This window comes from Brevibacterium sp. CFH 10365, assembly GCF_009299785.1.
Taxonomy (GTDB): Bacteria; Actinomycetota; Actinomycetes; order Actinomycetales; family Brevibacteriaceae; genus Brevibacterium; species Brevibacterium limosum.
Genome location: NZ_VIGO01000012.1, coordinates 39,937 through 62,340, shown reverse-complemented (window position 1 = coordinate 62,340; position 22,404 = coordinate 39,937). Strand labels below are relative to the sequence as shown.

Here is a 22,404-nt window from a genome sequence, read left to right as displayed (position 1 = left end):
CCGGCCTCCGGGCACCACGCCGGGACGCTTGTTGGGGCGCTCAGCCGAACCTCGGTACTGGGTCGCCTCCGGACTCGATGCGGTAGGTGAAGGTGCCGGTGTATTCGTAGACGCGTCCGATGATCGGCGCATCGACGACGAGGTCGACTCGCTGTCGGTCAGTACTGTCGTCGAAGCGCTCGCTCAAGGCGATGACCGGGCACATCGCTTTCGGCACAACGACTCTCAGCCGACCGAGCCGGAGTCCGACCCGGCGGCTCTGCAGTCGCAGTCCCCCGTCGACCACCTCGACGTCGAATTCGGCTTCGACGATGGTCGGCTTCCCGAGCACATCGACGACACCCCGAGATCCGCAGGCTCCTTCGTCGTTCGTCTCCGCTGAACTCTGGCCGGGGACGAACGACACCGCATCAACCATCGACCATGTGCCCTTGTCGAAGTACAGCGTCCGCGTCGCGGTCTGTCTGCCGTCGTCCGTCCGATTCTCGATACGGAACGGCACCTCACGGTGTAGGCCGGGCACGATCACTCGACACCATCGGGTCACGGCGAGGATCGGCGACAGCCACCGTCGTTCGGTGCCGAAGCGGTCGAAGACTCCCTCGCCGATGCCTACCGATCCCGCAGGGATCGCTGCGAAGTAGCGGCGGAGCACCGGGTGCAGCTCATCGAGACGGGACCCGAGCGCCCGCTCGTACGGGGATCGGATCTCTCGGCTCATGCCTGTGAGTGTAGGGCATCCTCTTCGGTCGCCTCGGTGTTCGCATCGGACATGAGCCGGCCAGCACCCTTGAGTCCGATGCTCGTGAGCACGGCGGCGATGAGGACGAGGACGACGGCCGCACCGGCTGCCCACTGCACGCCGAAGTCGAAGGCTGTCACAGCCGCCTCGGTGATCCGCTCCCCGGCCGATGCGCTCAGCCCGGACGCGTATTCGAGGGCGGAGCCGAGCGTATCGAACTGGGCTCTGTCCGCTTTGTCCCCGATCGCGGACTGCAGCGCGGATCCGTACATGAAGGTCGAGAGCCCACCGAGGACGGTCGTACCCATGACGGATCCGAATTCGTAGGCGGTTTCCGAGATCGCCGAGGCGGCTCCGGCCTTGTGAGCTGGGACCGCAGCGAGAATGAGGTCGTTCGTGATGACTTCGGCGGCGCCGAGTCCGATGCCGAGGATGAGGAAGGCCAGCAGCATTCCCACCACGGAGTGCTCGGGCGTGAAGGCGATGATGCCCATGCCGATCGCATTGAGCACGAGTGCGCAGGGAACGACGACGCGCGGTTCGAAGCGAGAGATGAGCGGCACCGCGAGGTAGCCGGCCGCGACCGAGGTGATCAGCCCCGGAATGAGCACGAGGGCGGCATCGATCGGAGAGAGTCCGAGCACGAGCTGGAGCAGCTGCGTGCCGAAATAGAGGAATCCGGCCAGTCCCATGATGCTCAGCAGGTTCGACACCACCGCCGAGGTGAACACGGAGTTCGCGAACAGGCGGACGTCGAGCATCGGGTTCGATGTGGCGAGCTGACGGAGGACGAAGCTGGTTCCGGCGACGATCGCCACTGACAGACTCAGCCAGAAGAGGATGTCGGCGCCCGATGCCAGGCTGTGTTTGATAGCGAAGACGAGCGGTGCCAGGGCAAGCATCGACAGGATGATGGAGAACGGGTCGAAACGCCCGGGGTTCGGGTCGCGCGATTCGGGCAGCAGGATCGCGGCCGCGGGGATGAAGAGCGCGATGAGCGGCAGGTTGATGAAGAAGATCGAGCTCCAGTGGAAGTGTTCGAGCAGAAAGCCGCCGAGGATCGGACCCAGCGCCGCACCGCCGGAGAACATCGCGGCCCAGGTGGCGATCGCGATGCGGCGGTCCTTGTCGTGGTCGAAGATGTTGCGGATGAGCGACAGCGTCGAGGGCATGAGGGTGGCGCCGAAGATGCCCAGCAGGGCGCGGGCGAGGATGAGCATCTCGGCGGTGGTGGAGAAGGCCGCGAGCAGTGAGGCCGCACCGAATCCGGCGGATCCGATGATGAGCAGCTTGCGTCGCCCGACCCGATCGCCGAGGCTGCCCATGGCCACCAGCAGACCGGCGAGCATGAGCGCGTAGATGTCGACGATCCACAGCAGCTGCGTGCCCGTCGGGTGCAGACCGGTGCTGATGGCCGGGATCGCGAAGCCGAGGACCGTGTTGTCGATCGAGATCAGCAGCACGGGGACCATGAGCACCGCCAGTCCGGCCCATTCGCGCCGTCCGGCCCGCAGCTGTGGAGTCAGTGTCGTCGTCATAACCTCTACTGTACCGTCTAGACGGTACAGTTATAAAGGCGAATAGCGGTCTGGGTCCAAATGCTCAGCAATTGCGCAGGCTGCACCGCCGGTCAGACCTGCGTCCCCCTGATCGACTAGGCTCGTGAGCATGGCACGCAATCCGACCGCAACCAAGGAGAAGCTGCTCGACGCTTTCGATACGCTCCTCGACGAGCACGGCACAGCGGGAGCGACTCTGGACGCAGTGGCTGCGAAAGCGGGCGTCTCCAAGGGCGGCCTGCTCTACCACTTCGGCTCGAAGGCGGCACTCATTGAGGGAAGCCTGGAGCGCCTGAGCCGTCTCGTGGCCGAGGACGTCGACGAGATGAAGGCCGCCGGCGAGCGCCTCCACTACTACTACCTCGAGACCTCGGCCGAGGTCGGCACTCCCCTGGACCGCAGCCTCATCGCCGCCGGCTGCCTCGCGCTGGAGAACGAGGAGGCCAAGGCCGCTCTGCGCAGTACTCGGGAAGCCTGGTTCAACTTACTCAACGACCACCTCGGCGATGCGGATCTGGCGATGACGATTCAGCTCATCGGCGACGGCATGTACTTCAACCAGAACTTCGGTCTCTCGCAGGACGAAGCCCTCGACCACGTCAAACGGGTCTTGGAGCGCCTGGGTCTCTAGAGCACCACTCCGCGCATCTCTCCTGGCGGACGCCTGGCAGACGCACTAGGTGGGAGAAATGGCCACGTTCTTCTGCGCAGAACGTGACCATTTCTCCCACCTATGAGCGGCAATTCACCGGCCAGCGTGGACTCACCCGGAAGATCAGGCCCACGCCGCGCCGACTCGTGAATCAGCTCAGATGATGCACCTCCTGCAGCCCGTACACCGGAGTGTCGATCCCCTCGTGGCGGGCCTTGAGCTGAAGGGCCAGGTACAGCGAGTAATGGCGTGCCTGGTGGAGGTTGCCGCCCATGAACCACAGGTTCTCCTGCTGCGTGGGTTTCCACATATTGCGCTGCTCGCCCTCCCACGGGCCCGGGTCCTTCGTCGTCTCTGATCCCAGGCCCCAGCACTTGCCGACCTTGTCCGCGGTCTCCTGATCGACGAGGTCGGCGACCCAGCCGTTCATCGAACCGTAGCCGGTGGCGTAGACGACGAGGTCGGCCGGCAGCTCGGTGCCGTCATCAAGGACGACGGCATCCTCGGTGAGGTGGTCGACCTGCCCCTTGGCCAGCTTCACTTTGCCGTCGGCGACGAGCTCGGCGGATCCGACGTCGATGTAGTAGCCCGAGCCCCGACGCAGATATTTGAGGAACAGACCGGACTCGTCATCGCCGAAGTCGAGGTCGAATCCGGCCGCCTCCATGCGCTGGTAGAAGTCCTTATCCTCTTCCTTGATCTGGTCGTAGAGCGGGATCTGGAACTCGTGCATGATCCGGTACGGCAGTGACGCGAAGATGAGATCCGCCTTCTCCGTCGTCACGCCGTTGGCCAGCGCGCGTTCGGAGTACAGGTCCCCCATCGCGATCTCCACGAGCGAATCGCTCTTGACGATGTGCGTGCTCGAGCGCTGCACCATGGTGACGTCGGCACCGTTCTCGTACAGGGCTCCGCAGATGTCGAACGCCGAGTTGTTGCTGCCGATGACGACGACCTTCTTGTCCGCATAGGCGTCAGGGCCCGGATGCTGCGAGGAGTGCTGCTGCTCGCCCTTGAAGATGTCCGAGCCCGGAAACGTGGGGATGCTCGGCTTGCCCGACATTCCCGTGGCCATCACCAGATGGGTCGGGCGGAGCGTGACCTTCTCCCCGTCCCGTTCGACCTCGACCGTCCACCGGCCCGCCGCTTCGTCATATTTCGCCGAGGTGGCTGTGGTCGATGACCAGTACGGAATCTCCATCACCTTCGTGTAGAACTCCAACCAGTCCGCGATCTTGTCCTTCGGCGCGAACACCGGCCAGTTGTCCGGGAACTTCAGATACGGCAGGTGGTCGTACCAGACCGGATCGTGCAGGCACAGCGACTTGTATCGCGACCGCCACTGATCGCCCGGCTTCTCCCACCGGTCGATGACCAGGGAGGGCACCCCGAGTTGGCGGAGGCGAGCCCCGAGGGCGATCCCTCCCTGCCCGCCACCGACGACGAGGATGTAGGGGTCGGCGGTCTTGCCCCAGGCGGCGTCTTCCTCGGCGAGCTTCTCCGACCAGCTCTTCCGCTCGGGATCGACGCCGTGTGCGGCACCTTTGACCCGGCGGGTGCCGCGCGGTTCCTCATGTCCGGTGATCTCCTGCAGCGAGGTGAGCACGGTCCAGGCCTTGATGCCGTCTTCGTCGATGAGGCGGACGAGCCCCTTTCCCAGCCCCACCGAGGTGGTGAAGGTGAACCATGCTTCGGTCACTCCGTCCGCCGTCGACGCCGGATCGGTGAGTTCGAATTCGGCCGGTGAGACCCGGTCGAGATTGTGGGTGAGCAGGTCGGTGACCCCATCGGGGTTCTCCACCGTCTTGAGGTTCCAGGTGAAGGACACGAGGTCCCTCCAGTAGCTGTCCGTGGCGAACAGTCCGGCAGCGGCCGGGATGTCCCGGCGGCTCAGTACCGATTCGAAGTCCTGGAGCCACCTCATTGCGATGTCGTCGGCAGTCAGCTGGGGACGGTCGATCGTCGTTGTCATTTCACTCCTCCTCATTGAGTTCAGTGATCCCAACCTAGGCCGGGCGCACGCGGCTCGGAAGAGTTGCATCGGATTGCATGGCCTCACACCGAGGCGGGAATCTCATGAACGCTTCGACCCCATGGTCAGGGGTTCGTTCCCGTCTTATACTCAAGGCATGCTTCAGCCGGATCTGGCGCATCTCGCCAGGGATCTGACACGCATTCACGATGCCGTGCTCACCGGGGCTTCGCCGCCGGTGCAACCGCGCGCGCTGGTCAAGCGCTCGTGGGATCGGATGCTGCGTTTGGGGCTGGACCCTGACGGGGCGAATGCTCGTTTCGTCGCCGATGAGGCCGAGCTGGAGACGCGTCGGAGGACGTCGAGGCTGCGGCTGGTCGTCGAGGAGATGCGATCGGTGCTGCTGCGTGCCCCGGACGCGGCACCGTTCATCCTCGTCGTCACCGACGCCGATGGGGTCATTCTGTGGCGAGATGGTGCGGCTTCCGCCAGGCGCCAGGCCGATGAGCTCGGATTCGTCGAAGGAGCACATTGGTCCGAAACCACGGTCGGCACGAACGCCATCGGCACAGCCCTGACCGAGGAGGCACCCGTCCAGCTCTTCTCCGCTGAGCACTTCGAAGCCTCTCAGCATCCTTGGTACTGCAGTGCCGTTCCGGTGCACGACCCGCATGACGGGACCCTCTTAGGTGTTGTCGACATCAGCGGCCCGGCCCTGACTCTTCACCCCGCGGTGCAGTCTCTGGTGACGACGGCGGTGCGCTTGGCCGAGGCCCGGCTGATGATCGCGCAGCAGGAAGCCTTGAACACTCTGCGCGACCGGATGTCGGCGATGCTCGCCGGCACTTCCGGTCCGGCACTCGTCGTCGACGATGCCGGGTGGGTGGCGTACCAGCAGGGAGTGCGCAGCCGGGACCGCATCGAGGTGCCCGCCGCCGACCGTTCGATCCTCATCCCCGGTGCTGGTCTGTGTCTGCCGGAGAAGATCGCCGGTGGGTGGCTGCTGCGCCCCACCGGCGACCGTCGGGCGTCAGTGACTCTGCGGATAAGGCAGGACCCACCCGTTCTCGACATCAATTCCGGCATCAACCCCCTCGTGGTTCCGCTCACGCCGCGGCGGGCGCAGATCCTCGCGGCGGTCACAACGGCGGGTCCGTCCGGGATCAGTGCCGCCGACCTCAGCCACCGCCTCTACGGGGACGGCGACCATGTGGTCACCGTCCGCGCCGAGGTCTCGCGCCTGCGCCGTTCGGTCGGCGCCCTGCTCGCCAACCGTCCCTACCGGTGGGCAGAAGGCGTCGCCGCTCGGGTGGAGTGAGGCAGTGAGGCTCAGACCTGGTGCGGGACGACTACGGCTCGACCGGAGAGCTCCCCGGCCTGCAGCTTCCGATAGGCCTCGAGACCGTCGTCGAGGCTGTAGCGTTCGATTTCCGGCATGATCTGACCGGCCCGGTACATGTCCACGACCTCATAGAGGTCCTCGATCGTTCCCCAGTAGGTGTTCGTCAGCGTCGCTTCGTAGGGAGTGGTGAAGAACGACCACTCATATGCTCCCCCGGCGATGCCGACGATTGTGCAGCGGCCCATGCGAGCCATTGACTGGGCGGCGACTTTGACGGTCGAAGGAGCGCCGACGAAGTCGAACGCCGCATCGACGCCCTTGCCGCCGGTGATCTCACGGATTCGTTCGAGCTGATCATCTCCTCCGCCCACGGTGACGGCCCCGGCTTCTTCGGCCTTCGCCATCGCTTCGGGTTTCATATCCGTGGCGATGATCGTCGCTCCGGTGAGGGCCTTCAAGATCTGCACGCCGATCTGGCCCAGTCCGCCGAGACCGATGACCAGCGCGTATCGTCCGCCTCCTGCAAGGTTGGGCAGCGAGTTCTTGATTGCGTGGTAGGGGGTCAGGCCGGCGTCGGAGAGCGGTGCTGCGGCGACGGGGTCGGCATCGCCGAGGGGGACGAGATTCCGTGCGGGAACGGTGACGTATTCGGCCATCCCGCCGTCGCGGCCCAGTCCGACGCCGAGGTAGGGGTTGGTCGCGGCGTTCTCACAGTAGGTGTCCTGCCCACGCGAGCACGCTCGGCAGCGACCGCAGCCGATCGGGCCGTAGACGAGGTAGGCATCGCCCTTCTTGAATCCCGATACTCCGGGGCCGAGATCTTCGACCCAGCCCGAATTCTCATGGCCGAGGACGAATGACGGCGGCACTGCTCCGGGACTGCCTTCTTCGAATTCGCTGTAGACGGCAACGTCCGAGTGGCAGGCTCCTGCTCCGGCAACCTTGAGCAGAACTTCACCTGGTCCGGGTGTGGGCTTCTCGACGTCTTTGAGCGTGGGAAAGGTCTTGAAGTCTTCGAAGACGATCGCCTTCATGGTGCGAGCTCCTTTCGAATGGATCGGCGCGGTGATGACCGCTCCAAGGGCAACGTTAGGCTCGCGCAACAGATAATTGACCCCTTATATCACCTGGTGAAACCACGAAGTCCACTGCCGGTTCATACCCTGCCGACACCGTCATCGCACGATGAAGACGTCGACTTCGACACGGTCCGGGTACCGTCGACCCGAACCGACGAAGATCACTTCGTCGACCCAATCCCACTTTCCCGACCCCACCAGGGAAGGCACACATCTGAAATACACCCGCTCCGGTGGGACTGCCTCGCCGTCGGCAAGCGCGGCGGCGTCCTCGGCCGAGGCCGTGCGGATGCCGACGTTCTCGATCTCGATGTGCTCACCGTCGATGAGTTCGAACGCATACTTCGCGACCACCTCGGTGACGGTCTCCGAACGGATGGTCTGAAAGTCCGCACCGCCGGGCAGCACATGCCCCGAGATCTCCGGACCGACGATCGATCCTCCGGAGATGGGGATCACCCGTTTCCGACCGGTCTTCATCTGGCCGATTTCGATCGGCTCCTCGATGAGCGCTGTGATGGTCGCGAAGAACTCGAGTGCCGGTGCGACGGCATCCTCACCGGCACCTGCCGTCTCATCTGTCACGTGTGATCCCCTTTTCATCCCTCAACTGGGCCGTATCGGTAGGCCGCTCAGTCAGACGCTGATTGCCAGGTCCGGCACGGCCCGAGAGCAACCTGCCACCGATGCTAAAACACTCGCTCCGTCGTCTGCTCATCGTTCCAAGGCCCGTAAACCGGCCCGCAAATCGGCCCGTAGAACCGACCCTCTCAGTTCCCCGCCGCATCGAGCCACCAGCGATAGCGCATGCGCAGCGCCCGCTCGGTGCTCGCCAACGCTGTCACGACGCCGATGCCGATCGTGACCCACAGAGGCATCGTGAACAGAGGCTCGACCGGACCGATCCTCTCGGCGATCGGAGGAATCCGCAGGACCGGTACGGCGATCTCCTGCAGCAGCAGCGCAACCCCGACCAGCAGCACCACGGCCGAGACCACTCCCATCGCACGACTGATACGGGGCCGATGCTCATCCAGTCGTGCGCGTCGACCCTCTGCGGATCGGTCGTCGGGCTGCAGCTGCTCCTCGGCCCCGTCACCGGCGACGAAGTGACAGCGCTTCAATCCGAAATTGCTCGCGGCGACCTCGATAGTGCCGCCTTCGACCGGGAAGACGGCGGGCACACGCGAGACCGCGTGCTGCCGGTCATTGCGATAGAGGAAGACCTTGAGGTAACCGTTCTCATCGGTTTTCCATTGGCGAACGTCGATCGCGTAGCTGACGGGTCCGCCTTGGGCATCGACCCGCTCGAGGTGAAACAGAGAACGGCCGAGCAGCTGCCACCACCGGAAAGGAGGCAGAGCCCTCCCGTCCCCGTTCTCGATCCGATTGATCGCTCGACGGTGCCTCCACTGTCGAAACATCTGGGTGCTCCCCCGGCACTCGGCATATTTCCAACACAGCGTATTGGAATGGACACGAGTAGACTAACACGGTGTATTGGTCAATGACAGAGGATCAGTGGAACACGAGAAGAGGAGACGACAGACGCATGAGCGGGACCGAACGCAAGGACACCCGAGAGCGCATCCTCGCCGCTGCGGCGGAGATCATCACCGAGGAGGGGGTGACGGCCAAACTGAGCGTGCGGGCGGTCGCCGCCCGGGTGGGGGTGAGCACCGGCTCCCTGCGGCATCATTTCCCGACCCAGCAGCTGTTGCGGGATGAAGTCATGCGACGTGTCTACGACTGGATTCTGCCGGGCACGGACATCCGGGACACCGCTGTTCCGCCCCGTGACCGCTTGGTCGAATGCCTCCGTCAGGTTCTGGCCATGACTGGAGTAGGCGCCGAATCGCGCGCAGCGATGGCCACTGTCACCGAAAGTTTCATCTCTGCCGAGCAGACCGACGATGTCCGTGAGACGTACTTGGCCATGCAGCGCGACGGGCAGCGCCGAGTCGAAGCCTGGCTCCGGACACTCGCCGAAGAGGGAGCGCTCATCGACACCAGCCGCATCCCCCAATCGGCGCGTTTCCTCAACACCGTCCTCGACGGACTCGCCCTCGAACGTGCTCTGCCGTCCGAGGACTCGCTCGCGCAGCTGGAGACCGAGACGCTCTACATGGCCGCAGACGCCGTTCTCGGGCGCTGGCAGCACCCGGCCCCGTCCTACGCGGACGCCCCACGGTAGCTGCCGATCGACCACAGCACACCTTCGGGATCCTGGATGCTGAAGTCGAGCGAACCGTAGTCCTGTTCGGTCAGGCCCATGACCTCGGTGGCACCGGCGCCGATCGCCCGAGCGTGGAGTTCGCGGACGTTGCCGGCCGCCAGATACACCGACCCCGAGGCGACTCCCGTCTTGGTCATGACACCCCCGTCATCGCGGACGGACCCGAGCATCACTCCCCCGCCTTCGGGCCAGGCCAGTTCGGCGTGGTCGACACGGTCGGGATTGTCGGCGTTCATGTATTCGGCGATGACTTCGAAGCCGAGCGCCTCCTCCAGGAAGGCGATCGCCGCTTTGGCATCGCGGTAGCGGAATGTGGGCCAGACGTTGCATGACTGAGCGTGTGCAGGTTCGGCGGACATGAGGGCTCCTAATCTCTGGGTGTTCTGGAACCTCCATCGTCGCCGAGCACTCCCCACCAGGTCTTGAACAAATGGGAACAGTTCATCCCCTCGCCGAGGCGGCCCCCGCCGAATCTGTTCCCGCCGTCTGCGCTCGAGCCACGTCGTCGGCGGCCAACCACCGACTCGGGCTCAGGCCGACGAACTCCCGGAAGTCCCGGTTGAGGTGCGCTTGATCGGCATAGCCGCAGTCCGAAGCGATCTCCGCCAAGCTGCCCCGGCCCGCCGGAATGAGACGCCGCGCCCGATCGAAGCGGACGATGCGTGCGGCATCCTTCGGACCGATCCCGTACTCCGACCGGAACTGGCTGCCCAGATGGCGCCTACTCCACCCGATGTCATCGGCGACGAGGGAGACTGGCAGACCGCCACGGCTGCCGACGATCCGATGCCAGGCGGCGGCCACCTCGGTGCGGGGACGATTCGTGTCATCGATCGTGCGCATGAGCACCTCGTCGATGGCGGCGAAGCGGGCGGACCATTCGGTCTCGAGATTCACCCGCTCGTGCAGTTCCTCGGCCAGCGGCCGGGAGAGCCGAGCGAGGTCGACACTGTGGTGGGCGAACTCTGCGGCGGGGATTCCGAAGAACGCGCGCGGGGCCGATGGACTGAAGTTGATCTGGATTCCGGACATCGCACCGGGGTGAGCGATGAGCGTCGAGCGCAGGTGGAGTCCGGCGAGCAGCACGTCGAAATTCTCGCGGCTGCCGGTGACCGCATCGACCTGGCACAGCGGTTCGTCGATCGAGACGATGAAGGTCAGCGTTCCCGATGGCAGGCCCAGGTGCGTCCCCGCGGGGACGCCTGCGATGTCGTAGCCGACGTAATCGCCGACAAACGGCCGCAGGCGCGGATGCGGGCGGAAGATCAGCTCATCGTTGCGCGACGCGGACATGGCGCCAGTGTAGACTCGCGGCGGCCACACAAGCAGGCGTGATCGGCCCGGTCGGTCACGATTGTTCGACGACGCCCCAGATCGGGTCCGTGAACGATCGGTCGAGGTCGAGCCCGAATTCCTCACGGAGAACGGCCACGAAGTCGGCGGCATCGGTCAGAGTCCGCTCGACGCGTTCGGGCTCGCCGCCGGGTCGTAGGCTGCGCAGGTTGCGGCCCTCGAGCGACACCTTTCCGCCTTTGTCGAGCGTCTTTGCCACCACCGGTGCACCGGTGAAGCGCGTGTCGGGTTTCGTCGCGGTGAACCAGTTCGACACCTCGAGGTCGGCCTGTTCACGCGGGACGTCCGCGAAGGCATAGACGGTGCGGAACTCCTGATCAGAGCTGGTCCGGGACTGCAGTGCCCATTCGGCTTCCGCTCGCATCGCAGGCTCCAGCACTGTGTCCGCCGGGACCAGCTTGTGCTCTCCGTGCTCGGTCATGCGCGGTCTCGACTCCGCCTCGAGTGCGAGCGCGGCCTCCGGCGTCCCACCGCCGAATCCAGGATCGACGAGAAACCGCCGGGCGCCGAGAACAGCGATCGTCGCCTGATGCGTCAACCCTCCTGGCGCAGTCCTCCCGTCGCCGAGGTGGACGCGAGCGAGGATCGGGTACACGCTCAGCCCGAGCTCACAGAGCACGGCGCGGATGAGGCTCGCGTGTTCGTGGCAGTAGCCGCCGCGGCCGGCGTCGAGGAGCTTCGCCGTCAGAGAGTCGAGGTCGGTGGGTATGCTCCGCGCTTCCCCTGCCGCGCGTGCGGCGATGACGTCGAGATTCTCGAAGCAGATCGACCGGATGTGGGCGGCCAGCAGCTCATCCATGAGGTCGATGACCTCGTCGATCGTCCCATTCGCCCGACGTCGCAGCACATCCTCCGAGCCGTCGAGGCCGAGCCGGTCGGCGTACCGTGTCACAAGCGATGACGATGCCATTGCAGGTCCTTTCCGGTCTGGTCGCGTGCTTACGCCCACGGTTGAGGTCGGAGCCCGTGGGCTCCTCGATAATTCGGCGAGGCTGGTTGCTCCCACTCACCGAGGCGGCTCTGGGCCGTCCGATAGACAGTGACCTGCAGGGGGTGGCAGTTCTCCACCGGATCTGACGAGCCCTCACCGAACATCGGGGCGGAGCGGTCGCCGCCGGGGCAGGTGGACAGTGCCGCGAGCAGGTCCTGCTCGGCGAAGAACTCAAAGTAGTCTCCCGGTCGCGCGGGGCAGGTCTTCATGAAGTATTCGTCGTTGTCGTTCAGTCCTGTGCATTGGAAGATGTTGAGCACATCGTGGACGTCGAACTCGGTGAGCCCATAGGGCAGGATCGCGCGGACGAGGTTCGAATGGCAGTGGTAGTCGAAGTCGACACCGCTGAGCATCTGCGACACATATGGGTCGCATCGGGTGCCCAGTGTGTCATGCAGCCGGCCGCCTTCCGGGTCGGTGCCGTAGTCGGCCAGAGTGTCACCGACGATCGTGGCCATGGGCCGTAGGAACGGCAACGTCGACCACAGACGGTCGAAGGTCGAGACGTGGGCGGCCTGCAGCTGTCGGGTCCGTGCCGCCCAGAATCGTTCCCGGGGATCGTGGCGGTTCCATAGGTTGAGGTCGCCGACCTGTGGGCCGTCGACGGTGGAGATGCGGCAGACATGGCCGGCGGGGACGTCCCACGCCTGTCCGGAGCGGATGGGAATCGTGAGCTCGTCGATGACTTCCCGGGAGTGGATGTCGTCACCGATCTGTGAGTAGAAGTCTCTGTCGACGTCGAGCGCGGCACCTTGGTAGGCGGCTTCCTGCAGACGATTCTGTGTCATGTGGTGCGTCCTCCTGCCTGGCTGTGTTGCCTGCAACGATGCCAGCTTCTGCCCTGCATCCCAAGGGGTTGATCGCCGGGTCTATGCTGAAAAGAGCGAACCGACGCACCTGAATGGGCCGCGCCGTGGCGTTTGCCGAACCGCGTGTACCGAGTATTGGGAGGTCGGAATGGCTGAAGAGAAGATCGACGTCGAGATGCAGGACACGGGAGAGTTCCTGGCCAGCATCCACTCGACAAGAGGGACCGACGAGATCGTTCTGATGTTCGCAGATGCCGAAGAGGCCTCCGACGGCGTCTTGGGCAATGACGAGGCCACTGCTCGAGCAACCGTGGAGTTCCTCCTCAGCCATCAGCCCTCAGGCGACCTGCCGGACCGGATCGATCTCGTCGACATCACCGCCGCCTACGATGACGCCATCGAGTCCATCCGCAAGCTGCGCGGATGACACCGCACCTGCTCGGCCGATAGTTCCGAGAACAGGTGACAACCCAAGTGCTGCTCACTCCAATGAGCACCGGAATACATCGTGAAGAAGATGATTTTCATGTCCGAGACCCAACGACTCAGCGTCCTCGCTGCCGACAAGACAGCCTACGAGCCGCTCTACGCTCTCGAGAAGTACATCCACTCCGGCAGCCTCGGTGAGGGTCTGCTCTCCTTGATCAAACTGCGTGCCTCCCAGCTCAACGGATGCGCGTACTGTCTGAACATGCATGCGAGTGAGGCTCGCAAGGCCGAGGTCGACCAAGTCAAGGTCGACGTTCTCGCCGGATGGAAGGAAGCGACTTCGGTCTACAGCAAGCGTGAGCAGGCTGCGCTGCGCATGACCGAAGAAGTCACGCACATCGCCGACGGCGTCTCGGATGAGGCCTGGGCGGCCGCTTCGGCGATGTTCTCCGAACAGGAGATGGTCGAACTGCTCATGGCGATCTCAGCCATCAACGTCTGGAACCGTCTGGCCGTCAGCACCCACCAACCTCTGGACTGAGCACCTCAGGCATCGACTTGGACGTCAGCGTTCTTCTTCCCCAGCATCCGCTTCCAAGGCAGAGCCGACACGAGTGCCAGCAGAGCGATGATGAGGAACACCATGGCTAGTGGATCGGTGATGACCGCCCAGAAATCGCCGCCGGTCAGGCCCAGCGCCTGTTGCAGGTTGCGCTCGAGCATCTCTCCCAGGACGAGTCCGATCACCAGCAGCGCCGGTGACATTCCGACCAGACGCATCACATAGCCGAGCACTCCGAAGGCCAGTGCGATGTACACATCGGTCACCGAATTGTGGATACTGTAACAGGAGATGAGCGCGAGGATGAGAATGACCGGGGCCATGAACGGCATCGGAATGGCCAGGATCTTCGCAAGCAGCGGGGACGCGCCGATGTTGATGGCGACACCGAGAATCGCACTGAAGAGCAGCGCCCCGATGATCGTCCACCCGAGTTCCGGATTCGCGTCGAAGAAACCGGGACCGGGATTGAGGCCGTACATCATCAGGTAGGCGAGCAGAACCGCCGTCGTGCCCGACCCCGGAATTCCCAAGGTCAGCAGAGGCACCATCGAGCCCGACACCGCAGCATTGTTCGCAGACTCCGGTGCGACCAGTCCGCGAACAGCACCCTTGCCCATCCCTGCTGATACCGGTGCAAGTCGCTTCTCCAGTCCATAGGAGAAGAAGGCAGCGATCGTCGTTCCCGCGCCTGGAAGGACACCGGCGACGAACCCGATGACCGATCCTCGCAAGCTCGGAAGCGTTCCCTGCTTCAGGTCGGACTTCGTCGGGAGGAAGCGTCCCGACAGCTTCGACACCACCTGGGAGTCCTTGCCCATCGTGGTGCTGGCCAGAATCTCACCGACGCCGAAGACGCCGATGATGGCGACGATCGAATCGATCCCCTCCACCAGCGTGAAGCTGCCGAAGGTGAAGCGCGGCAGTCCGGACTGGAGCTCGATGCCGACAGTCGACACGGCCACTCCGATGGCGACTGCTGTCAGTCCCAGCATCGGTGCCGAACCGACGAGGGTGGCGCTGAGTACGAGCGCCATCACGACGACGGCGAAATAGGCGCCGGAGCCGAACGCCAGGCCGAGTTCCGACATCGGTCCCGCGATGAAGGCGAGCCCCAGGAATGCGAGCACACTGCCGACGAATGATGCGATGGCGGAGATCGACAGGGCGGTGGCCGCCTTGCCTTTCAGCGCCATCGGGTGACCGTCGAGGGTGGTCATGATGGCACCGGGATCGCCGGGGATGTTCAGCAGGATCGCCGAGATCCTGCCGCCGTACTCCGCACCGAGATACAGAGACACCATTAGTGGGAGAGAGATCTCTGCCGGAACTGTGATCGCCACAGGAAGGAGCAGCGCAATAGCGGTCGACGGACCGATGCCGGGCAGCAGACCGGCGATGGTTCCGAGGACGACGCCGCCCAGGATGACCAACAGCAGAGTCGGTGATGCGGCGATACCGCCCAGAGCGGAGAGGAGATCGTTGATTGTGCTCACAGCTCCAGACCTCCGAATACCCAGTACTCCAACCAGCCGACAGGCAGCAGCACGTTGAGCCAGACATCGAACACGAGGAACAGAACCATCGCGATCACAAGGTTGATGACGAAGAGCCCAACGGCTCGTGCGGCACTGAGACGAACTCCGAACACCGTCATCGAGACCAGCATCGAGAAGATGACTGAGGCTTCGACGAATCCGATGAGGAAGATCGAGGCCGCATACAGACCGAAGAGGACGATGCAGCAGGCGACACGCAGAATCTCCTGTCCCCCGACCGGCCTGACGTCGACGCTTCCGCGCAGAATCGCGATGATCCCGAGAGCGGTCGTGCAGAAGAGGACGACGCCGACGACCAGTGGAAACGTCTTCGGACCGATTCCGTCCTCTCCTGCTGCGTCCGGCAGGAGAAAGGCATTGATGAGGTAGAAGATCGCGAGGAAGCCGAGCACAATGCTCGAAACCATCGCCGAGGTGGTCCGACTTCCTGGTTCATGGTGCGGTTCGCCGACCGGTCGAGATGCGGTCGGATCCGTATTCGCGCTCATTTCACCAACCCCACTTTCTGCAGCACTTCGGTCGATTCCTCCTGCTCGGGTCGAATCACCGTGTCGAGCCATTCCTCACCGGCGACGTATTCGGGGTTGATCCCCAAGGACTCTGACTGCTTAGCGAATTCGTCAGTCTCCACGGCCCTCTTCAATGACTCTCGCCACCAGTCGACTGCGTCCTGAGGCATGTCCTTCGGGCCGAAGACTCCTCTCCAGTGGTTGATCGTGATGTCCAACCCGAGGTCGTGCCACGTCGGAGCCCCTGGTGCCGAATCGACCGGTTCCGGAGAAGAGACTGCGATGATTTCGACGTGTCCGCTGTCGACGAGTTCCATCGCCTCCGACATCCCCGTCGACGCCACATCGATTCGCCCACCGAGCAACTCGTTGTTGAGGTCGCCGCCATCGGAGAACGCGACGAGATTGAGCTCGGACAGGTCTTCGACTCCGTACTCGCTGGCCGGGCGGAGGACGTTGAGCTGATCGTCGCTGGGAACGGTGCCGATTCCGAAGTTGACCGAGCCTGCGTCCTCCTTGATGTCATCGAGGACCTTCTCTGCGGAGTCGTATTCCGACCCGGATTTCACGATCCACACTTCATAGTCGGTCGTCAGCTGAGCCAGTGGCGTGAAGTCGTCCAGAGACATATCTGTCGTTCCCGTGATGTTCGAGAGGAAGATCCGGTTGGACTCGAATACGACCGACGTTCCATCGTTTTCCCGCTGGAGGACGGCGGCACGAGCCGGATTGCCTCCTCCGCCTCCCATGTTCTCGATCGACATCAAGGTGTCGATGCCCGCGGCTTCGAAGCCGTCGTTCGTGATGCGTGTCGTCAGATCGAGGCCACCGCCCGGGGATCCCGCAGCGATCGCGGTGACCCGGGGCGGAGGGAAGCCATCGTTTCTGTGGACGTCAGGCATACACGCAGTCGTGGACGCGACGAGCGCAAGTCCCGCAGACACAGCGGCGACGCGCAGAAGAGTTCGTTTCAGGGAGGATATTCTCGCCGTTGGGAATCCGAAGTGGAGCATGACCGGCACGTTACACTTGAACGGCTTCAAGCCTCAATGAATCCTGCGAGAATGAGACAAGCAGCCTGAGTGCCTCGTCAGGTGTTCCCACCAAGCGGGCAGATGCCGAAGGGCGGAACCGACTCACTGTCGATTCCGCCCTTCGGCATGTGACGAGGCCCGGAGGTTCCCCGGGGTCCGCTCAGTCCAACAGGTCGTGACGCACGATGGACTGTTCACGGTCGGGGCCGACGCCGATGACGGACATCCGGCAGCCGGAGAGCTCCTCGAGGGCGAGCACGTACTTCTGCGCGTTCTCCGGCAGGTCGTCGAACGTCCGGGCCGTGGTGATGTCCTCGGTCCAGCCGTCGAAGTACTCGAAGATCGGCTTCGCGTGGTGGAACTCAGTCTGGGACACCGGCATCTCGTCCTGGCGCACTCCGTCGACGTCGTAGGCCACGCAGACGGGGATCCGGTCGATGCCGGTGAGCACATCGAGCTTCGTGAGCACGTAGTCGGTGAAGCCGTTGGTGCGCGCGGCGTAGCGGGCGATGACCGCGTCGTACCAGCCGCAGCGGCGCGGACGACCGGTGTTGACACCGAATTCTCCGCCGGCCTTCTGCAGGTATTCGCCCATCTCATCGAAGAGTTCGGTCGGGAACGGACCTGCACCCACACGGGTCGTGTAGGCCTTGACGATGCCGACGACACGGTTGATCCGGGTCGGCCCGATGCCCGTGCCGACGCAGGATCCGCCGGCCGTCGGGTTCGACGAGGTGACGAACGGGTAGGTGCCGTGGTCGACGTCGAGCATGGTCGCCTGACCGCCCTCCATGACGACGACCTCACCGCGGTCGAGAGCCTCGTTGAGCATGAGCTCGGTCTCGGCGACATAGGGACGCAGACGTTCGATGAAGGGCTCGAAGTATTCGACGATCTCCTCGACGGACACGGCCCGACGGTTGTAGACCTTGACGAGCAGTTCGTTCTTCTGCCGCAGCGATCCCTCGATCTTCTGCCGCAGGATGGACTCGTCGAAGATGTCCTGGACGCGGATGCCCAGACGCCCGATCTTGTCCATGTAGGCCGGGCCGATGCCGCGGCCGGTGGTGCCGATGGCGCGTTTGCCGAGGAAGCGTTCGGTCACCTTGTCCAAGGTCTGGTGGTACGGGGCTACGAGGTGGGCGTTCGCCGAGATCCGCAGCTTCGAGGTGTCCGCGCCGCGGGATTCGAGTGCGTCGATCTCCTCGAAGAGCGCCTCGAGGTTGACGACGACGCCGTTGCCGATGACCGGGGTGACGTTCGGTGAGAGGATGCCCGCCGGCAGAAGCTTGAGTTCGTACTTCTCTCCTCCGACGACAACCGTGTGGCCGGCGTTGTTCCCACCATTGGGCTTGACCACGTAGTCGACGCTGGTGCCGAGGATGTCGGTGGTCTTACCTTTACCTTCGTCGCCCCACTGAGCGCCGACGACAACGATTGCTGGCATGAGAGTACTTCACCTCGAAGTGAAAAGGGGATGTCATTACTCCCTAAGTCTACTGGGTCACACTGACACGAAGGTCAGTGGGAGCTTCTGTCGGCGATAATGGACCGATGCGCACCAGATCGATCACCGCAGCTGCCTTTGCCGGCCTCCTCGCTCTCGGCGGGTGTTCCGGCTCAGCCTCGGACGAGTCCCCAGACGCTTCCGCGGACACGGGGCTCACTCTCGACACTGGAGGGAAGACCGTCACGATCGAACCCACCGATGTCTACTGCTCCGGGAAGCCGGGCAGTCTCCGGCACATCATCGGCAAGACGGACAATGAGCTGCCGTTGGTCAAGGCCGAGGGCACCGATTTCGTCATGGTCAAGGTCGGCGAGGGACGCCCCTATGAGACGAACAGCCCGAAGGGCGTCAATGTCGGCGATGAGAGCGTGACCTTCGACGGGACCGAGCTCGGCTCGGCCACGCTCGACGGAACCATGACCTGCACCGATTGGGAAGACTGAGTCAGCTCCCGCACACATGCACACCGCGCGCCGCGGTCCCGAAGAAGCCGGGGCCGCGGCGCGCAGTGCATCCGACGCTCACTCCATGCTCATGCCCTTGGCCGGGGCGATCCGCGACATGGACCGGGCCGGTATCGCCGAGGCGAGGACGGCCGCGAGCACTGCGGCGACGCCGATCAGTCCGATCTGCGTCCACGGCACGGACAGCACCGGATTCGCTGAGGCAGGCATCATCGACGCCGTTCCGACCCAACCGAAGAACGTGCCGACCCCGGCTCCGACGATCAGCGCGATGAGCGTCATGAGCAGCGATTCGATCGTGATCATCCGCGACATCGCCGCTCGGGTGAATCCCAGCGCCCGCAGCAGCGCGCCTTCCCGACGTCGTTCGATGACCGAGAGCGTGAGCGTGTTGCTCACTCCGATCACGGCGATGACCACCGCAGCCGCCAGAAGCCCGAGCACCACGCTCAGCGCGACCTGGAACATCGAGGCGAACTCCGCCCGATACTGTGCGGCAGCCGCATCGCCTGAGGCGCCCACGGCATCGAGTTCTGAGGTCAGGGCCTCGATCTGCGAACTCGAAGCGTCATCGGCGATCTTCGCCCAGGTCTGTTCGGCCACATCGTCGCCGGCCGCCGCCTCGAGGGTCTTCGCATCGGCACCGCTGACCAGGGCCGTCCCTGCGGGGACGTCGAAGGAAGTCTCGATCGTCAGATCGAGATCCTGATCGCCGAGGCGGACGGTCGCGGTCTGGCCGTCGACATCGGAATCCGCGTCGTCGAGTCCCACCGATCTCGGGTCGATGAGGATCGTGCCCGCATCGACGTCGTAGCCGTCGCTGCGCAGAACCGGGGAGTCCGCGGCCGCCTCGGCGCTGGTGATCGCCACATCGCCGGACCCATCGGTCCCACCGACGCTCACCGAGGCGGTGGGAGCCGGAACGTTCTCGCGCTCCTCGACGATCGGCGAATCATCGAGCACGGAGCCGATCTTCGCATCGTCGGCACCGCTCTGACCTGCTGTGGAGACCACGAGGTCGACCGGGGTGTCCTCGGCGGTGGCGAGCTCGAGGGTCCGCTGCAGGCTCGACGAACCGACGACCACGGCCGTGACGAGGGTGATGCCGATGAGCAGAGCACCCGTCGTCGAGGCGGTGCGTCCTCCCGCGGTGCTCGCCGACCGTCCGGCCAGCTTCACCGCCGGCGAGCGCCGAGTGATGAGACCGACCGCGCCGGCGAACAGCGCCACCAAGGGCGGGACGAAGACCTTCGCACCGACGAGGAGGGCGACGAAGAGCGCGAAGCAGCCGACGATGCCGAACAGCACGGACTGGCTGGTGGTGCCGAGCAGACACAGTCCGATTCCGGCGATGCCGAGCACAAGCGTCAGGCTCAGACGCACCCACCGGATGCGCGGGGCGGCGGCAGGCACATCGACCGGGCGGAGCGCTTCGATCGGGGAGACCCGAGAGGCCCGGATCGCGGGGATCAGACCCGCGGCGAGGGTGACGAGGATGCCGACGATCGGCCCGACGACAAACGCCGAGACGGACGGCGACATCTGAGCGAATTCCGGCATCCACAGCGCACGGACCACGGCCGAGAGTCCCCATCCGATGAGGAGCCCGAGTCCGACGCCGAGCACGGATCCGACGATTCCGAGGCTCAGGCTCTCCACCACCGCGGCTCCGCGCACCTGACTGCGTGAGGCTCCGATCGCGCGGAAGAGCGCGAGCACGCGGGTGCGGGAGGCGACGAGGACGTTGAAGGTGTTCGAGATGACGAGTGCCGCGACTCCCGCGGCCAGCAGTCCGAAGGCGATGCCGACGGTCGAGAGCATGTCGGAGGTGTTCGACAGCGACTCGATCTGCTCCTCGACGACCTGGTCGACGGTCCGGACCGAAACGTCGGCATCGGCATCGGCGAGCGCGGATTCGACCGCCTCGGCGAGGGCCGTGCGATCAGTCCCGTCGTCGGCGACGACCCGGATGGAGTCGGGCACGAGCTCACCTGGAGCGGTTTTGAGTCCGCCGTCGGTGAGGTAGAGGTTCATCCCCGCGGCCGAGGAACCGGGCATGATGCCCGAGACGGTGAAGCTCGGCCCGTCGGCGGCGGACCGCCGCGCCCCGTCGAACTCGCCGAGGGTGATGGTGTCACCGACGCCGACCCCGAGGGTCTTCGCATCGGCTTCGCGGAGCATGAGTTCGTCATCCGAGTCCGGGGCGGAGCCGTCGACGGTCTCCGCCTGTCCCTGTGGGAGGTTCGTCGCCGACCCCGTCACGGAGGTAGATCCCGCCGACACCGAGACGAAGGCGGATTCGGTGAGCTGGGCGGACTCGACCCCATCGACGTCGGCCACCGTCTGACGCATGGAATCGGTCAGCGGTGAGGCCTCATCGGCCGCGGCGGCCGGGTCGTCGGATGCGGCCGCGGTGACGGCGACGTCGGCACCGGCCCATTCGGCGCGGACCTGATTGCGCAGGGTGTCGCCGAAGGCCTGAGAGAACAGGAGGGCCGCGACGATGAAGGCCACGGACACGGCGATCGCGATCATCGCCGCACTCAGACGCCCGGAGGCGCTGCGGAGGTTGGACCAGGCGATGCGGATCATCGAGCACCTCCGCCTGTCGATGCGGCTCCGTCTGCAGACCCGGTGCCGGCTTGGGGCCCGGCCGGCTGCCCAGCAGGTGCGGCTCCCGAAGCTGCCGAGCCTGCCGTGACATTCATCAGCGCTGCGGCCACGGACTCCGAATCCGGTTGGGCGAGCTCACCGGCCAGGCGGCCGTCGGCGAGCAGGACGACACGGTCGGCGCGGGCTGCGGCCCGGGGATCGTGGGTGACCATGACGACGGTCTGGCCCAGCTCATCGACCGAGGCGCGCAGGATGTTGAGCACCTCTTCACCGGAGCACGAGTCGAGGTTGCCGGTGGGCTCGTCGGCGACGAGCACATCGGGCTGGGCGACGAGGGCACGGGCGACGGCGACTCTCTGCTGCTGTCCGCCGGAGAGCTCGTGCGGCCGGTGGCCCAGACGCTCGCGCAGACCGAGCAGGTCGACCATGCGGTCGAAGATGCGACGATCGGTCTTCTGTCCCGACAGCTGAGAGGGCAGCAGGATGTTCTCCTCGGCACTCATCGCGGGCACGAGGTTGAATGACTGGAAGACGAAGCCGATGCGGTCGCGGCGCAGCGCTGTGAGCTTGCGGTCGCTGAGCCGTGAGATCGCCGTGCGCCCGATGAAGACCTCACCCGAATCCGGGGTGTCGAGTCCGGCGAGCATGTTGAGCAGAGTCGATTTGCCCGAGCCGGAAGGTCCCATGATGGCGGTGAAGCGTTCGGCTTCGATGTCGAGGCTGAGGTCGTCGAGCGGTCGGACCTGCGCGTCCCCTCTTCCGTAGGTCTTGCGCAGTCCGATGGCTTGGATGGCCAGCCTCGGCGCGGGATTCGGCCCCTGGGCCCGAGTCGAACCCTGCGCGGGGGCCGGGGGCGGAGTCTGGGAGGGATGGGCATCGGTGTGTGTCGCTGATGTGTTCATGCCTCCAGCTTCGTCGCCGGACCCACCCGCCCACATCGGACCTGAGGATGGTCTTCGCCGCAGAGCACCGAGGCGGCCGTGCCCCAC

The 22,404-nt window shown here is 64.9% G+C and carries 22 protein-coding genes; 6 read left to right on the top strand and 16 right to left on the bottom strand.

Going from position 1 to position 22,404, the window contains the following annotated elements:
- Nucleotides 1-40: 40 nt before the first annotated feature.
- Both FHG09_RS18645 and FHG09_RS18640 read right to left on the bottom strand, forming a co-directional pair.
- Complete coding sequence (locus FHG09_RS18645; protein WP_152349138.1) at nucleotides 41-721, bottom strand: DUF4166 domain-containing protein; 681 nt, start codon at nucleotides 719-721, stop codon at nucleotides 41-43.
- Complete coding sequence (locus tag FHG09_RS18640) at nucleotides 718-2,280, bottom strand: MFS transporter (protein WP_152349137.1); 1,563 nt, start codon at nucleotides 2,278-2,280, stop codon at nucleotides 718-720. The genes FHG09_RS18645 and FHG09_RS18640 overlap by 4 nt, the downstream gene beginning before the upstream one ends.
- Nucleotides 2,281-2,410: 130 nt before the next feature.
- Between FHG09_RS18640 and FHG09_RS18635 the strand changes: the two genes are divergently transcribed.
- Complete coding sequence (locus FHG09_RS18635; RefSeq protein WP_152349136.1) at nucleotides 2,411-2,932, top strand: TetR/AcrR family transcriptional regulator; 522 nt, start codon at nucleotides 2,411-2,413, stop codon at nucleotides 2,930-2,932.
- 172 nt (nucleotides 2,933-3,104) lie between these two features.
- On the opposite strand, the gene FHG09_RS18630 is transcribed toward FHG09_RS18635, so the two are convergent.
- Entirely contained in the window at nucleotides 3,105-4,925 is a 1,821-nt protein-coding gene (locus tag FHG09_RS18630; protein WP_152349135.1) for a flavin-containing monooxygenase, read from the bottom strand.
- Nucleotides 4,926-5,082: 157 nt separating this feature from the next.
- Here FHG09_RS18630 and FHG09_RS18625 point away from each other — a divergent pair, with 157 nt between their 5' ends.
- Nucleotides 5,083-6,243 (top strand): GAF domain-containing protein, encoded by a 1,161-nt coding sequence (locus FHG09_RS18625; protein ID WP_152349134.1) that lies wholly within the window; start codon nucleotides 5,083-5,085, stop codon nucleotides 6,241-6,243.
- 11 nt (nucleotides 6,244-6,254) lie between these two features.
- Here the strand turns inward: FHG09_RS18625 and FHG09_RS18620 are convergent, their stop codons facing one another.
- The 3 genes from FHG09_RS18620 to FHG09_RS18610 form a co-directional block, all read right to left on the bottom strand.
- The gene (locus FHG09_RS18620; protein ID WP_152349133.1) at nucleotides 6,255-7,301 is read right to left on the bottom strand and encodes an NAD(P)-dependent alcohol dehydrogenase; all 1,047 of its coding nucleotides are present in this window, start codon (nucleotides 7,299-7,301) and stop codon (nucleotides 6,255-6,257) included.
- Nucleotides 7,302-7,442: 141 nt separating this feature from the next.
- A complete protein-coding gene (locus FHG09_RS18615; protein WP_227492877.1) occupies nucleotides 7,443-7,931 on the bottom strand; it encodes a DUF3237 domain-containing protein in 489 nt (162 codons plus the stop codon).
- A gap of 185 nt (nucleotides 7,932-8,116) precedes the next feature.
- Nucleotides 8,117-8,770 (bottom strand): hypothetical protein, encoded by a 654-nt coding sequence (locus FHG09_RS18610; protein ID WP_152349131.1) that lies wholly within the window; start codon nucleotides 8,768-8,770, stop codon nucleotides 8,117-8,119.
- A 128-nt stretch (nucleotides 8,771-8,898) separates the two neighbouring features.
- Between FHG09_RS18610 and FHG09_RS18605 the strand changes: the two genes are divergently transcribed.
- Entirely contained in the window at nucleotides 8,899-9,540 is a 642-nt protein-coding gene (locus FHG09_RS18605) for a TetR/AcrR family transcriptional regulator (protein ID WP_152349130.1), read from the top strand.
- On the opposite strand, the gene FHG09_RS18600 is transcribed toward FHG09_RS18605, so the two are convergent.
- From FHG09_RS18600 to FHG09_RS18585, 4 genes are all read right to left on the bottom strand, one after another.
- A complete protein-coding gene (locus FHG09_RS18600) occupies nucleotides 9,519-9,941 on the bottom strand; it encodes a VOC family protein (protein WP_152349129.1) in 423 nt (140 codons plus the stop codon). The two genes, FHG09_RS18605 and FHG09_RS18600, sit on opposite strands and share 22 nt — an antisense overlap.
- Nucleotides 9,942-10,023: 82 nt before the next feature.
- Nucleotides 10,024-10,875 carry a helix-turn-helix domain-containing protein gene (locus FHG09_RS18595; protein WP_152349128.1) on the bottom strand — a complete coding sequence of 284 codons (852 nt, stop codon included), beginning with the start codon at nucleotides 10,873-10,875 and terminating at the stop codon, nucleotides 10,024-10,026.
- 55 nt (nucleotides 10,876-10,930) lie between these two features.
- Complete coding sequence (locus tag FHG09_RS18590) at nucleotides 10,931-11,845, bottom strand: arylamine N-acetyltransferase family protein (protein WP_152349127.1); 915 nt, start codon at nucleotides 11,843-11,845, stop codon at nucleotides 10,931-10,933.
- Nucleotides 11,846-11,874: 29 nt separating this feature from the next.
- On the bottom strand, nucleotides 11,875-12,714 hold the full coding sequence (locus FHG09_RS18585) for an urea carboxylase-associated family protein (RefSeq protein ID WP_152349126.1): 840 nt from the start codon (nucleotides 12,712-12,714) through the stop codon (nucleotides 11,875-11,877).
- A 169-nt stretch (nucleotides 12,715-12,883) separates the two neighbouring features.
- Here FHG09_RS18585 and FHG09_RS18580 point away from each other — a divergent pair, with 169 nt between their 5' ends.
- Entirely contained in the window at nucleotides 12,884-13,162 is a 279-nt protein-coding gene (locus tag FHG09_RS18580; protein WP_152349125.1) for a hypothetical protein, read from the top strand.
- Between the two features lie 99 nt (nucleotides 13,163-13,261).
- The gene (locus FHG09_RS18575; RefSeq protein ID WP_152349124.1) at nucleotides 13,262-13,705 is read left to right on the top strand and encodes a carboxymuconolactone decarboxylase family protein; all 444 of its coding nucleotides are present in this window, start codon (nucleotides 13,262-13,264) and stop codon (nucleotides 13,703-13,705) included.
- A 5-nt stretch (nucleotides 13,706-13,710) separates the two neighbouring features.
- Here the strand turns inward: FHG09_RS18575 and FHG09_RS18570 are convergent, their stop codons facing one another.
- The 4 genes from FHG09_RS18570 to FHG09_RS18555 all read right to left on the bottom strand — a co-directional run bounded on the left by FHG09_RS18570 (nucleotide 13,711) and on the right by FHG09_RS18555 (nucleotide 18,275).
- A complete protein-coding gene (locus FHG09_RS18570) occupies nucleotides 13,711-15,222 on the bottom strand; it encodes a tripartite tricarboxylate transporter permease (protein ID WP_193627450.1) in 1,512 nt (503 codons plus the stop codon).
- Nucleotides 15,219-15,773 carry a tripartite tricarboxylate transporter TctB family protein gene (locus tag FHG09_RS18565; RefSeq protein WP_193627449.1) on the bottom strand — a complete coding sequence of 185 codons (555 nt, stop codon included), beginning with the start codon at nucleotides 15,771-15,773 and terminating at the stop codon, nucleotides 15,219-15,221. The genes FHG09_RS18570 and FHG09_RS18565 overlap by 4 nt, the downstream gene beginning before the upstream one ends.
- Nucleotides 15,770-16,696 carry a Bug family tripartite tricarboxylate transporter substrate binding protein gene (locus FHG09_RS18560; RefSeq protein WP_193627448.1) on the bottom strand — a complete coding sequence of 309 codons (927 nt, stop codon included), beginning with the start codon at nucleotides 16,694-16,696 and terminating at the stop codon, nucleotides 15,770-15,772. Before FHG09_RS18560 ends, FHG09_RS18565 begins: the two co-directional genes overlap by 4 nt.
- A gap of 292 nt (nucleotides 16,697-16,988) precedes the next feature.
- Nucleotides 16,989-18,275 (bottom strand): adenylosuccinate synthase, encoded by a 1,287-nt coding sequence (locus FHG09_RS18555; RefSeq protein ID WP_152349120.1) that lies wholly within the window; start codon nucleotides 18,273-18,275, stop codon nucleotides 16,989-16,991.
- Between the two features lie 107 nt (nucleotides 18,276-18,382).
- Here FHG09_RS18555 and FHG09_RS18550 point away from each other — a divergent pair, with 107 nt between their 5' ends.
- On the top strand, nucleotides 18,383-18,781 hold the full coding sequence (locus FHG09_RS18550) for a hypothetical protein (protein WP_152349119.1): 399 nt from the start codon (nucleotides 18,383-18,385) through the stop codon (nucleotides 18,779-18,781).
- Nucleotides 18,782-18,859: 78 nt separating this feature from the next.
- On the opposite strand, the gene FHG09_RS18545 is transcribed toward FHG09_RS18550, so the two are convergent.
- Nucleotides 18,860-21,394 (bottom strand): ABC transporter permease, encoded by a 2,535-nt coding sequence (locus tag FHG09_RS18545; protein WP_152349118.1) that lies wholly within the window; start codon nucleotides 21,392-21,394, stop codon nucleotides 18,860-18,862.
- On the bottom strand, nucleotides 21,391-22,317 hold the full coding sequence (locus tag FHG09_RS18540) for an ABC transporter ATP-binding protein (protein WP_152349117.1): 927 nt from the start codon (nucleotides 22,315-22,317) through the stop codon (nucleotides 21,391-21,393). The genes FHG09_RS18545 and FHG09_RS18540 overlap by 4 nt, the downstream gene beginning before the upstream one ends.
- Between the last annotated feature and the right edge of the window lie 87 nt (nucleotides 22,318-22,404).